Origin of the sequence: Flavobacterium sp. CFBP9031 (assembly GCF_034044945.1) — a bacterium.
Classification (GTDB): domain Bacteria; phylum Bacteroidota; class Bacteroidia; order Flavobacteriales; family Flavobacteriaceae; genus Flavobacterium.
This window is the reverse complement of record NZ_JAXCWF010000022.1, coordinates 1-13658: the sequence shown is the minus strand read 5'-3', so window position 1 is coordinate 13658 and position 13658 is coordinate 1. Positions and strand designations below refer to the sequence as shown.

The following is a 13658-nucleotide window of genomic DNA, read 5'->3' as shown; positions in this document are numbered from 1 at the left end:
TTTATAGACTTAATTCTTTGTAAACACTATCTAGGTAGTATCTAGCACCCGATTCTCCTAATTTTGATAATTTATTATATCTGTCTGGCCAATGATCAAGCGCATATTTTATGATCTTATGGTTAAATGAAACATGTATTACTAGCTCATCTCTAATTATTGCAGGACATCTATCCATATCTCTACTACGTTGATTATTCAAATTCACGGCAATTATTGGTAATTTATTTCGTAGTGCATATTCTAATTCCCATCTAACAAACTTGTGTAGATATTTTGTTTTTTCACCAACTAATAAAATAATAGCTTTAGAATTTTGTAAACGTATTCTAAGTTGATTTTTTATGCTTTCTTCTAAACTTGTATCTTTTGCATAGTTTAGGTCATGAGCATCTTTAATTTCAAAATTGAAACTCTCATTATTTGTCCATGCTTTCATCAAATAGAAGTAGTGAATATCTGTATCACCGTCAAAAACAGTATAAATTTTATCTTTCATAATTCTTATTTTTTATTAGAATGGTAAATCATCTTCTTCAGCAACTATCTCTTCTATTTCACTTAATTTGAAAAACTCATCATTCCATTCTGTTCGTTTAATGAATTTTAATTTTTTATCATCGTCAAATAAGCTATCTGATATGTGAAGAATCTGTTTTTTTCTGTTAGCTGTTTTTGTCCATTCAGAAATACCATTATCTATATCCCATGGCAAAAAGTCAGTTTCTTTAAAACCTCTTGCTTCTAATAATTCTTTCATATCTAAAAAGCCCTCAATATAAAAGTTATATGGTACACTTAATTGAGTTCTTATTGACTCAACTAGTGGATGGTTTATCATTAGAATTTTATTGATTTCTTCTGCCTGTCCTTTATTCTCATCACTTAAAAAATTTACTAGTTTATTTAAAGTTTGGGCAGTCTTTTCCAAATTCCTAATCAAACTAATTTCTTTAACTCTTGTTTGCTCTTCCAAAAATCTTTGAAAAAGACCAGCAAACTGTTCTTTTAAGTATCTTGATATATCAGAAGCTATTTCGAAACCTTTAATGTTATTATTTGTATTCAGATTTTTAACCTCTTCTATGAATTGATAAATTCTTATATCGTCAACATATTTGTACTTTAGTGAAGCATTCTCTTTGTTTAAAAGATAAGTTTCATATTCAGATAATACATTTTTTTCAATAAATATATAGACTTGCTTATTTTCTTTAAGAGCTGTTCTTAATTCTATTTGAGAGACGGAAGAATTATTTTTTCTAGATTCAGATCCGAATCTTCCTCCAATGATGGATACTAAAACATCTACAGCTTTAATTTCTTTATAACAATATTCTTCTAAAGCATCATCTTTGCCATATGGTATATCTCCTTCTTCATTTCTAACAGGAACATAACCTAAATTTTCAATAAAAATATCTAAATCTGAACGAACTTGCCTAAGATCATAAAAGGTGGAGCTAACAAAAATTCTTGGTTTTGCCATATAATTAATTATTACATTTTCATTTTGAATGCTAAAAAAAGCAAACAATTATCATTATGCTTTTGAGTAAATTTTGATTTCAAAAGTATTAATTAGAGAATGTATACAACCAAGTAGTTATACCTGTTTATTATATATAAATCTTATTTCTTAAATTATATATTTTGCGTTTTGACTAAACAAAAAAAGGACAGTCCCTCCAATTAAAGAAGAACTGCCCTTTTAGGCAAATTTTTAAATTTGCATTCCTAAGAATGCGTACAGTTTTTGGTAATCACTAAATTGAAGACTAAAACGCAGGTTATTCGTTTATGACATCGCCTTCCTTAGTTTCTTCGCTGGCAATTTTTACCAGTTTATCGTTTGGAGTCAAATCGCCAAAAATTTCGATTTTATCTTCGATTTCTCTTCCCTTTTTAATGTCAACTCTTGTGGCTTTGTGGTTTACTACTTTCACCACATATAAACCTTCCGCAGAATTCACCACCGCCGATTTTGGCACTACAAATGTGCTGTCTTTCGCGTTAAGCGGTAAAAGAACTTCGGCAACCATTCCAGGCAATAAATTTCCTTTGGTATTGTGAACGTCCATCTCAACTCTTTCAGAACGTAATTTTAAATCTAAAGCACCAGACATTCTGGTAATTTTTGCGGTAAACGTTTCTGGTAACGATTTTACATTAAAACTCATTTCGTCGCCTGGGTGTAAATATCCAGTATATAATTCTGGAACAGAAACCGCCAAACGTAATTTGCTTTGTTCCTGAATCGTTAATAAAGGCAAATCTGAACCTTTTCCTGCTGGACCGACAAATGTACCTAAATTCACATTTCTAGCGGCTACAACACCATCAAAAGGCGCACGAATTTCAAGATAACCTCTCATAATCGCAATTTCTTTATGAGCCGCAATTGCCGCTTGAAGTTGTGCGTAATCAGAGTTCTTTTTACCGCTTGCCATTTCTAAATCGTTTTTAGAAATCGTTCCTTCAACCTTGCTCGTTTCGTACAAACGGTTGTACGTGCTTTTGCTGGTTGCATAAATGGCTTCCATAGATTTCAATCTTGATTCGGCTGCAGCCAATTGCGAACTGATTTCTGGTGCTTCTAAAACAATTAAAAGCTGTCCTTTTTTTACTTTCGTACCAATATCAACTTTCAATAATTTTACGAAACTGCTCACTTTTGCATACAAATCAACTTGTTGGAAACCCGTTAATTCGGCTGGTAAACGCAATTCTGTTGTTAGTTTTTCTTTCGCTAAAGCGAAAGTTTCTACTTTAGGTTCGATTTCCGCTTTAACCGTTTCTTCTTTTTTAGAATTACAGCTGTTCAGGAAAAATACTGCTGCTAGAAACAGCGGGCTATATTTTATAATTTTAGTGTTCATTTTTTGGTTTTAATGATGAGATATAATGGATACTTTCTTCGTCTTCAGGATCTAAAGAAACAGATTGTGTCGATGTTTTTTCTTGTGCCCACGCAAATATCTGCGGAAGGATTAATAATACGGCAAAAGTAGAAAATAATAATCCGCCAATAACCGCTCTTCCTAACGGAGAAACCTGATCGCCTCCTTCGCCGTGTCCAATTGCCATTGGCAACATTCCCGCAATCATCGCAACCGAAGTCATGATAATCGGACGAAGACGCAACGCAGCCGCTTCACGCGCAGATTCTAAGGCATTTCCGTTTATTTTTCGAAGCTGTTCGGCATTCGTAACCAATAAAACGGCGTTGGCAATAGAAACCCCAACAGACATAATGATTCCCATATACGACTGTAAATTCAACGTTGAACCTGTAAGCGTCAGCATTAATAAAGATCCTAAAACTACCGCAGGAACTGTTGTTAAAATAACCAGCGAAACTTTAAACGATTGGAAATTAGCGGCCAACATTAAGAAGATTACGAAAACGGCAACCAATAACCCCGTTTGCAAGCTGCTTAATGTCTCAGTCAATACAGTACTTAGTCCAATTGGCGTGATAAACAAACCACGAGGTAATTCGCCCAAGGCACTAATTGTTTTGCTCACATCTTTTGATGCCGTACCTAAATCGGTTTGGTAGATGTTTGCCGTAACGGTAATGTATGGCATGGCCCCTAAATTGTCATTTTCACCGCTTACAAATCCCGGTGTAATTTTGGCAACGTCGCTTAAAACCGGACGAAGCGAGTTTTTTAATACCGGAATTTCTCCAATATCGGTTTTGCTTTTCATTTTATTTAATGGTACTTGAACCTGAACAGAATACGATAATCCTGCTTTTTCGTCTACCCAGTTATTTTTTTCGGTATAACGAGAAGATGAGGTTGAGGCAACCAATGAACGTGAAATATCATTCATATCAACTCCTAATTCAGCCGCACGGGTTCTGTCAATATCAATATTCATTGCTGGATAATGAATGGGCTGACCAATCTGTACGTCTCTGAAATAAGAAATCGCTTTTAATTTGTCTACAATTTGAGTGGCGTACAATTCGTTTCGTTTTTTGTCTTTTCCGGCCACTCGAATCTCGATTGGAGTAGGAGAACCTTGGCTTAAAACTTTATCCGTCAATTCGATTGGCTCAAAAGAAAGTTTAGTGTCTGGCAATACTTTTTTAAGTCTTGCTCTAAACTCATCTTTAAAATCGTCCATATCTTCATGATAGTCTTTTAAACTCACTTGGAAAACCGCTTCGTGAGAACCTGCCATGAATAAATAAATCGGGTTGATCGAGAACAGAGAAGGGTGCTGGCCGACATATACAGACGTAATTCCGATATGATCTTTACCCACCATTTTCTCCAATTCTTTTAAAACAACTCTAGCTTGTTCTTCTGTTCTTTCCAAACGCGTTCCGTCAATGGCGCGCATTCTCAATTGAAACTGACTTGAATTGGTTCTCGGGAAAACGTCTTTTCCGATAAAAGTAAGAAATACAATCGCCAGAATAATTGATCCCGTTAGATAAATAATAGTCGTTGCTTTTTTATGAACAAACAAACGATCTAAAGTTCGCATGAAACGATTTCTGAATTTTTCGAAACCTCTTACTTTCCCGTCGTTGTTGAAGTCTTCTCTTTCAACCAAATCTTTTTTCTGACCAATTAAATTTTGCTCCGATTCAGGCGTTAATCCGCAGGCGTTAAACTCTGCTTCATCGTCTGTTATATTGGGTGCGTGTTCGTGTTTTTCATGACCTTTCATCATCCAGTTGGCCATTACAGGAACAAAAGTCTGCGAAAGCAAGAATGAAATTACCATTGAGAATCCAATCGCTAAAGCCAAAGGCAAGAACAATGCTCCCGGAATTCCGACCATGGTAAATGCTGGTGCAAATACGGCTAGAATACAAAGAAGGATCAACAATTTAGGCAAAGCAATTTCCTGACAGGCATCCCAAATGGCGAGTGCCTTGGGTTTTCCCATGTCGAGATGCTGGTGAATATTTTCGATGGTTACCGTACTTTCATCCACCAAAATACCAATTGCAAGAGCCAATCCTGATAATGACATTAAGTTAATCGTCTGTCCGAATAATTTCAGGAATAAAACCCCAGAAATAATCGAAATCGGAATCGTCATAATTACGATTAATGCCGCACGACGGTCGCCTAAGAATAATAAAACCATTAAACCCGTTAGAACCGCACCGATAATTCCCTCAGTAATCAAACTTTTAACCGAGTTAATTACATAAACCGATTGGTCAAATTCGTACGTAATGTTTACATCTTCAGGAAGTGTACTTTGAATTTTAGGAAGTTCTTTTTTCAATTTCTGAACCACATCCCAAGTCGAAGCGTCTCCCGCTTTTGCGATACTAATGTAAACCGAACGTTTTCCGTTTACCAAAGCATAACCTGCCGTAATATCGGCACCGTCTTTTACAGACGCAACATCGCCTAATTTTAAGTTCTGAACACCGCCTTTGAATAACGGAATCTGTTCAAAATCTTTAACTTCTTTAATTGTATTATTCGTTGGCGTAATATAGTTTTTGTCGCCCATACGCACGTTTCCAGAAGGAGCAGTTTGGTTGTTCAAACGAATCGCATCTACGATTTGGTCTGGCGTCATATTATGAGAACGCAATAAATCTGGATCAACATTTACCTCAATAGTTCTTGGGCTTCCGCCGAAAGGTGCTGGCGATAATAAACCTGGAATTGCAGTAAAGGAAGCACGAACGTAAACGTTGGCTAAATCCTGTAATTCGTTGTTGGAACGTATTTTACTGCTTAAAACCAATTGTCCAATAGGCAAAGAAGAAGCGTCAAAACGAATGATAAACGGAGGCTGTGTTCCCGGAGGAAAAGCCGCTTGGATTCTGTTGGAAAGCGCACTTAACTCGGCAGCTGCCTGAGCCATGTTGGTTCCTTCATAATAGGTTAATTTCATAATCATTAACCCCTGAATATTTTTGGTTTCTACCGATTTGATACCGTTCGAGAAAGGTAAAACGTTTACGTAGTTTTTAGCAAAATAAGCCTCCATCTGGTCTGGCGTGTAACCTCCAAACGGATGCGCAATATAGATAACCGGCAAATTCATTTTTGGCAGAATGTCTACCTTAATGTCTTTGATGGCACCAATTCCGAAGAAAAATAGACCCGCAACCAATACTAAAATGGAAATGGGTTTGCGGAGTGCAAAACGTATTAAATTCATTTGGATCTATAGTTAAAATTCATTTATAAATAAGTCAAAATTGCCTGTTGCGGCTACTTTCAGTAAGAACGACTGCCATACATTATTGTTGACAATATCACGGTCGATTTCGGCACGGTTTAAAACATACATCGTTTGTGTTAAATCGGTCAGATCGGTTAAACCGTTTTTGTATAATGTCGATTTCTGTACGTAAGCTCTTTTTGCCGCATCAACCTGAATAGGCGCTTCGGCATAATTTTCTAACGTAATTTTGATCTTATCTTCGGCAAAATTCAATTGCGATTTCAATTCTCTATCGGCCTGATTGTATTCTTCCTGCAAAGCTTGAGAAACAAATTTCTGAGCGCTTACTTGTTTGCTTGATCTAAAAGGAGTGGTTAAATTCCATGTAATTCCAACACCAACCAAATAATTGGTACGGTCTGGATTTACGCCATCCCAATAGTTTCTGCTAAAAGCATTTTGGTCTGTAGCATAAGTATTGTCAAATCCTGAAGCTCTGGTTTGTAAAACCCCAAAAGCACTCATGGTCGGATAATAAAAACGCTTGAATAATTTAACCTGCTGATTGCTGTAATCGATTTTGGTTTTGTACAGTTGCAATAACGGATGAAGACTGTCATTTGCTGCATTTCCTTGAATCAATTCTTTTGGAATCTGAGTTACAAAAAGCGTATCGGTAACAAAATCCTGAGGCGCAACGCCCATTAAATCGACCAATTTATTGTTTTGTTCCTTAACGAAATTCCTTGCTAAGTTTAAAGCAATTTTAGCTTTAGAAACTTCAGCTGTAGCCAATGTAGAATCGACTCCGGCCAATAATCCGTTTTTAACTCTTGCAACAGCTGTCTTTTTGAAAACTTCTGCGCGATCTAGATTTTTCTGCTGAGAAATCAGCAATCTCTGACTTGCCAATAGATTTAAATAGGCAGCCGAAATTTTAATTTCCTGCTGGAATTTTTCCTGCTGTAAGTCTTTTTCTTTGGCCTGAACATCAATTTTAGATAAATTGATTTTTTCCTGTGTTTTTCCGAAAGTGAAAAAATCCCAGTTCATGTTGACTAGATAAAGCGCACCAAACGCCGAATTCCAGTTTTGTTCAGGAAGAGGTAAACCTGATGAAGCAACTCCTAAACCACCAAAACCATACAACGGTCCGTTTTGTCCGTTTACAGTTCCGTAATCTTGCTGTGCCGATAAATTTAAGTTCGGCAGATAATCACGTCGAGATTGTTTTAGAGTCTCTTTTGATGCATTGGTGTAATTGTTTTTTGCCCGGATAGAACCGTAGTTTTCAAGACCTGTTTTTACTGCTTCTTTTAAAGACAGGTTTTGAGCGTAACCGATTGAGGCAAAAATCAAGAAAAATAATAAGGTAATTTTTTTGAAATACATAAACTCAAGGTGTGATATAAAATGTTTTGATGAAACAAATTTATTTCTCTTATACTGATAAAAGTCAGGTTAAGTGATGTACTGCACTAGTAAATGACGAATTGAATTGGTCATTTTTTGAAAAAATTAATTAAATATTTGTTCGTACTTTGTAAACTATTTCAAAATTAAGAATGAACAAAAAAATTGATAACATACTGGATAACAAATGGTGGCAGGAGGTTGCTGTTGTCCTTTTCTCCTTTACAATATATACCCTAAAAAATGATTGGATGTTATTTAGTTCTTTCGTTTCTATTGCAATGGGTGTGTTTTTTTATTGCATTTTATATATGCATGCGCAGTTTAATCGCTTTTTTCTGCTTCCTATTTTATTTAAAAGCAATAAACCTTTTACCTATATCATTTTAACGCTTTTTGGAGTTTTTGTATTTTCTGTCATTTTGTATGAAATTACAAGAATGGATATGTTTGCCAAATGCCATTTGTATCAAAACTCGCATCAGAGAAGTTATGCGTACCAATTGGCGAGTGTTTTAGGAACTTTGGTCTGCATTCTGAGTCCGATAATTGTTTTTAAGTTTTATCGCATTCACAGAAAACAAACCGATGCGGCTTTATTGTTCAATCAAATGCAATTGAATTCATTGAAAGGACAATTAAATCCGCATTTTTTATTCAATACATTTAATACACTTTACGGAATCAGTCTTCAGTTTCCAGACAGAACGCCAGATTTGATTATGAAAGTTTCGCAATTAATGCGTTACCAATTAGAAAGCAACAGCAAACAATGTGTTTCTTTAGAAGACGAATTGGAATTTATAAACAGTTATGTTCAGCTAGAAAAAGAGCGTGTGGGTTATCGTTGTGAGATTAATTTTGAAAGTAAAGTAGATATCGAATACACCTATAAAATTTCTCCGATGTTGCTAATTGCATTTATCGAAAATGCTTTTAAACACGGAACTTGTGCTATCGAAAATTGCTTCGTAAAAATTAATATTACTGTCGAAAGTGGATTATTGCATCTTCATGTAGCCAATTCAATTCCGAAGAAAAACGATGTGATTTCGACCAAAATCGGTTTGAAAAATACGATTGAACGTCTGAATTTAATTTATGGAAAAGACTATAAATTGGATGTAAAAGACGATAAACAGACTTATATTGTAGATTTACAAATACAGCTTAAAAAGTTTGTAGGATGAGAGAAACAAAAAGATGCATTATTATAGATGATGAACCCGCTGCGCATTATGTTCTGGCTAATTATATCAAACAGAATCCGCAGTTAGAATTGGTTTTTCAAGGTTATAACGGCATTGAAGCGATGAATTACCTTAGAGAGAATTCAGTCGATTTAATGTTTCTGGATATCAATATGCCTGAAATTTCAGGAATGGAATTACTTAAAATTCTTCCAACGCATCCTAAAACAATTTTAACAACGGCTTATTCTGAATTTGCTTTAGAAAGTTATGATTACGGCGTAATTGATTATTTGCTGAAACCAATCTATTTTCCTAGATTTTTAAAAGCAATTGACCGTTTTTTTGCTACCGAAAATTCAAAGCAAAAGACAGAAGAAACTGTTAACTCAGTAAGTGTAAAAGTTGATGGTTATTTAATGGAAATTGAATTGGACCAGCTTTTGTATGCGCAGAGTTTTGGTAATTACGTAAAACTTCACACCATCAAAAGAACGTATCTGGCTTCTATCACTACAACAGAGTTTGAAAAATGTCTTCCAGAAAAGAGTTTTATGCGAATTCATAAATCCTATATCGTGGCGCTGGATAAAATTGATGCAACCGAAAAAGATTTTGTGGTGATTAAAAATGAAAGAATCCCAATTGGAATTACTTATAAAAGAGAACTAACGGACCGATTAAAAAAGCTAGAATTGTAATTGAATGCCTGATTTTAAAAGAGTTTTTTCTTCCGAGAAAAAATGTTAATTTCTTCCTATTATCGTAATAGAAAAAGTAGTACTTTTAATACGTTATTAAAGTTTAATTAAAAAAATGAAACTATGAAAAACGTGCTTTTGTCTTTTACTTTTTTATGCAGTAGTTTTTTAATTGCGCAGGAGGGAACCAATATGAAAAAAGTAGTCACGCCTCCAGAGAAAATTCGATTTGCTTTTGAAAGGGAATATCCGGGAAAAGTACCAGTCTGGTCGGAAGAATATGTTGGTGACGACGCAGATGAGATCAGGTATGAAGCGCGATACAATGTAGATGACAGAACAAAAGCGGTAGCGATTTACGATAATCTTGGAAACATGAAAGCGTATGAATTGCAGATCTCGTTTAAACAGCTTCCGATAAAAGCACAGTCGTATTTAAAAAAGAATTATAAAGCAAAAGCGATTCTAGAAATTGCAATGGTGGTAGACGATAAGAAAAAAACAACGTACGAAGTCGGTGTAGAAAAAGATACTAAATTTTATGATATTGTTTTTGACGCAGAGGGAGGTTTTAATGTCTCTGTAGAAAAAAACTAAAACGCTTTACTAATTCAAATATTATTTGAAATGACAAACCCGATAAGTTTTTGGTTACTTATCGGGTTTTGTTTTTTTTTGTTTCAAGTTTCAAGTTTCAAGTTGATATTGTTTGTGTGTTTTAACCGCAAAGTGCGCAAGGTTTTTTCTAAGCTTTATGTTTAGATAAACGCAAAGTTCGCAAAGCTTTATGTAAAAAACTTTGCGAACCTTGCGTAAACCTTTGCGTTCTTTGCGGTTAAACATGAAACTTGAAACTTGAAACCTCTTATAACATCATTCCACCAGAAACTTCGATTCTTTGAGCATTTACCCATCTTGCATCTTCGGAACATAAAAAGGCAACAACACCGCCAATATCGTCAGGTAAACCAACTCTTCCTAAAGCCGTTACAGAAGCGATTTGCTGGTTCATTTGTTCGTTATCGCGAACTACACCGCCTCCAAAATCAGTTTCAATAGCGCCAGGAGCCACAACATTAGCTCTAATTTTTCTTGCTCCTAATTCTTTTGCTTGATATTTGGTTAAAGTTTCAATAGCGCCTTTCATAGATGCATAAGCTGCATAACCAGGGAAAGAAAATCTAGCTAAACCTGTCGAAATGTTTACAATTCCGCCACCGTCATTCATTACGTTTAATCCTTTTTGAGTTAAGAAAAACGGTCCTTTAAACTGAATATTAGTCAATTGATCAAACTCAGATTCGGTTGTTCCAATGAAAGAATTGTGAATTCCGATTCCAGCGTTGTTTACTAAAAAGTCGAATTTATCGGTTTTAAAAGTGTCTTTCAAAACTGTTTTTACACTTTCAAAAAATGAATCAAAAGTTCCAGGTTCAGCAACATTCAATTGCAATGAAGCCGCTTTTTGACCTAAACTTTCAATTTCTTTTACTACTAAATCAGCCTCTTCTTTTTTACTGTTGTACGTGATAATTACATCAAGTCCTTTTTTTGCAATTGCAATTGCCATGTTTTTTCCTAAACCTCTGCTACCGCCTGTAACTAGAGCTATTTTTGTATTTACTGCCATTTTTTTAATTGTTAATTGTGAATGGTTAATTATTAATTGTGAATGCTGAATGGTTAATTGTGAATTACTTGCTGTTTTTTTGTCAGTCTAAGCGTAGTCGAAGACCTTTACGGCACCAATGTCCTTCGACTTCGCTCAGGAGGACAAATCGTTGAGTTTATTATTTAAAAACATAGAAACATAGATTTTATTTCTCTTTTAAAAGATTGCTTAAAGAAACTAGTTTCTAACACATAGCTATGTGTATTTATAGAAAGTGAAGTTCCAAATGTTTTATCTTTTCAATTAACAATTCACCATTTATAATTTACCATTAATTATGCATTGCATTAAAATGATTTCTCAATTCTTCTGCGCTTGCGTTTAATCTGGTTTCGCTTGTGCCGAAGGTCAATTCCTGTCTGCCTTCTTTTAGTTGTTCGAAGATAGATTCGATAAAACTGCTTACGCTTGGATGTGCGTCGTGAAGACCGATTCCGCCTAAATCTGTGTTTAACGCTGGTGGAATAATTTCGACTACTTCAATATTTTTTTCTTTTAATAAATGACGAAGCGAAAGTGTAAACGATCTAAAAAACGCTTTTGTAGCCGAATAAACTGGAACTTTTGCAAAAGGAGAAAAGGCTAATCCAGAAGTTACATTCATCACTGTTTTTAGCGACGGCAACTGAATAAATAAGGAAGTTAAATGCAAAGGCGCTTCAATATTGGTGCTGATTTCTGCTTTCATACTTTCGTAAAAATCAGCATCAGTAACCGAAACCCAATTCTGAATTCCCGCATTATTGATTAAAACGTTTAAATCAGGATGATTTGCAGCAATCCATTCGTAAAGAGCGATTCGTTCTTGTTCTATAGATAAGTCGCATACTTTTGTTATAACCGTAGGAAATTTTGCTTTTACGTTTTTTAAAACCGATTCTCTTCTTCCGCAAATAATCACGGTATTGTTTTCCTGAATAAATCGTTCGGCAAGTCCAAGTCCGATACCGCTCGCACCGCCAGTTATTAAGATTTTGTTGTTTGATAAATTCATCTTTTCGTTCTTTTAATTTGATGAGACAAAGGTAGGAGCGAAGTAGAGTTGGGGAGTTGTAAATATCAAATGGATGTTTGCGAAATTCAAATCACGAGTGATAAATTCCAAAATTCAAATTCCAAATTCCAAAACGTTGTGTTAAACTTTGTCAAAGTTTCAAACTTTGACAAAGTTCTACGAAACCTGAAACCTGAAACCTGAAACCTGAAACCTGAAACCTGAAACCTGAAACCTGAAACCTGAAACCTGAAACCTGAAACCTGAAACAAAATTTAAGCTCTAAAAGCAATTGGCGTATAAGAAGTTTGTTTTTTAAAGAAATTAGAGAAATGCGCTAATTCTTCAAAACCAAGGGAATAAGCGATTTCCGAGATATTCCAATCGGTTTGTTTTAAAAGTATTTTGGCTTCGTTTGTCAGTCGGTTGCTGATTAATTCTGTCGTGGTTTTTCCGGTGTTTTCCTTTAGAACCTTATTTAAATGATTTACATGAACAGATAATCTTTCGGCAAAATCTTTCGCTGTTCTCAATTCTAATCGCTGATTTGGGGATTCAATTGGGAATTGTCTTTCTAATAATTCAGCAAATAAAGAAGAAACTCTTGCTGCCGAATTGTGCTTAGAATATAAAGCTGTAATAGGCTGTAATTTTTGTCCGAAATGAATTAACTCCGCCACATAATTTCGAATTAAATCATACTTGTAAATATAATCCGAGTTGATTTCTTTTTGTATTTTGTTGAAAATCAAAGCAACTTCTTCAACTTCTTCGTCAGAAAGCTGAAAAATTGGATAACCGTCTGAAGCGAAAATGGGAAGTTCGTCTAGATCAATTCCGCTTTTATTTTTAGATAAAAATTCACTGGTGAAAACGCAAAATTGTCCACCTTGATTGGTGTCTTGTGGTAAATAATTGTACGGAATTTTTGGAGTTGCAAATAGCAATCCCTGTTTTTCGATTTCGATTACTTTATCGGCATATTCCGCTTTGTTGTGACCTCTAATTAAACTTATTTTGTAATACGCTCTGCGGTCATAAGGCATTCCAGGCTTTCCTTTCATGCGCTCTAGAAGTTCTTTTATGTCGAAAACATTAAAGTGCCCGATTTCTTTCTGAATGTCGTTTGGCAATAAAGAAGTGGGGTCAACAGTTGAGCCTTCGGTAATATCTTGGTAAAAGGAATCTAGGGATTTCATATTTGTGAATTGCGAAATTCAAATATACGAAAAATATAAAGATTGGTTTTGGTTTGTTTCAAGTTTCAGGTTTCAGGTTGTCTTGCTTTGTGTTTATTTAAACGCAAAGAGCGCAAGGTTTTTTCGCAATGTTCGCAAAAGTACTATACACATTTTATGTCATTTCGAGGAACGAGAAATCTTCGCAAGAAACTCCGCAAGCTGAATTGCCAATCTTTGTAGAGCTACTTGTGGAGATTTGCTTCGCCTATTCGCTATCGCTCGGGTCTCGTTCCTCCTTTAGATTTGTTTTTTGAAATTTTAAGTAGATTTATGATTGAGAAAGGAAGC

General features: G+C 35.0%; 11 protein-coding genes. 3 read left to right on the top strand and 8 right to left on the bottom strand.

What is annotated here, in order from left to right:
* Position 1: 1 nt before the first annotated feature.
* From SOM12_RS23785 to SOM12_RS23765, 5 genes are all read right to left on the bottom strand, one after another.
* On the bottom strand, positions 2–499 hold the full coding sequence (locus tag SOM12_RS23785; protein ID WP_320495833.1) for a TIR domain-containing protein: 498 nt from the start codon (positions 497–499) through the stop codon (positions 2–4).
* Between the two features lie 15 nt (positions 500–514).
* On the bottom strand, positions 515–1489 hold the full coding sequence (locus tag SOM12_RS23780; RefSeq protein ID WP_320495831.1) for a DUF4062 domain-containing protein: 975 nt from the start codon (positions 1487–1489) through the stop codon (positions 515–517).
* Positions 1490–1790: 301 nt separating this feature from the next.
* Positions 1791–2879 (bottom strand): efflux RND transporter periplasmic adaptor subunit, encoded by a 1089-nt coding sequence (locus tag SOM12_RS23775; RefSeq protein WP_320495829.1) that lies wholly within the window; start codon positions 2877–2879, stop codon positions 1791–1793.
* Positions 2869–6153, bottom strand: coding sequence for an efflux RND transporter permease subunit (locus SOM12_RS23770; RefSeq protein ID WP_320495827.1), 3285 nt, complete (start codon positions 6151–6153; stop codon positions 2869–2871). Before SOM12_RS23770 ends, SOM12_RS23775 begins: the two co-directional genes overlap by 11 nt.
* A gap of 12 nt (positions 6154–6165) precedes the next feature.
* The gene (locus tag SOM12_RS23765) at positions 6166–7551 is read right to left on the bottom strand and encodes a TolC family protein (protein ID WP_320495826.1); all 1386 of its coding nucleotides are present in this window, start codon (positions 7549–7551) and stop codon (positions 6166–6168) included.
* A 173-nt stretch (positions 7552–7724) separates the two neighbouring features.
* Between SOM12_RS23765 and SOM12_RS23760 the strand changes: the two genes are divergently transcribed.
* The 3 genes from SOM12_RS23760 (at position 7725) to SOM12_RS23750 (ending at position 10060) form a co-directional block, all read left to right on the top strand.
* Positions 7725–8762, top strand: a complete 1038-nt coding sequence (locus tag SOM12_RS23760) for a sensor histidine kinase (RefSeq protein WP_320495825.1) — start codon at positions 7725–7727, stop codon at positions 8760–8762.
* Positions 8759–9463 carry a response regulator transcription factor gene (locus tag SOM12_RS23755; protein ID WP_320495824.1) on the top strand — a complete coding sequence of 235 codons (705 nt, stop codon included), beginning with the start codon at positions 8759–8761 and terminating at the stop codon, positions 9461–9463. The genes SOM12_RS23760 and SOM12_RS23755 overlap by 4 nt, the downstream gene beginning before the upstream one ends.
* Before the next feature lie 123 nt (positions 9464–9586).
* On the top strand, positions 9587–10060 hold the full coding sequence (locus SOM12_RS23750; RefSeq protein WP_320495823.1) for a hypothetical protein: 474 nt from the start codon (positions 9587–9589) through the stop codon (positions 10058–10060).
* A 268-nt stretch (positions 10061–10328) separates the two neighbouring features.
* Here the strand turns inward: SOM12_RS23750 and SOM12_RS23745 are convergent, their stop codons facing one another.
* The 3 genes from SOM12_RS23745 to SOM12_RS23735 all read right to left on the bottom strand — a co-directional run bounded on the left by SOM12_RS23745 (position 10329) and on the right by SOM12_RS23735 (position 13328).
* Positions 10329–11093, bottom strand: coding sequence for an SDR family oxidoreductase (locus SOM12_RS23745; protein WP_320495822.1), 765 nt, complete (start codon positions 11091–11093; stop codon positions 10329–10331).
* A 313-nt stretch (positions 11094–11406) separates the two neighbouring features.
* Positions 11407–12129, bottom strand: coding sequence for an SDR family oxidoreductase (locus SOM12_RS23740; protein WP_320495821.1), 723 nt, complete (start codon positions 12127–12129; stop codon positions 11407–11409).
* 275 nt (positions 12130–12404) lie between these two features.
* Positions 12405–13328: a helix-turn-helix transcriptional regulator gene (locus tag SOM12_RS23735; RefSeq protein WP_320495820.1), complete on the bottom strand. Its 924-nt coding sequence runs from the start codon at positions 13326–13328 to the stop codon at positions 12405–12407.
* Positions 13329–13658 lie beyond the last annotated feature (330 nt).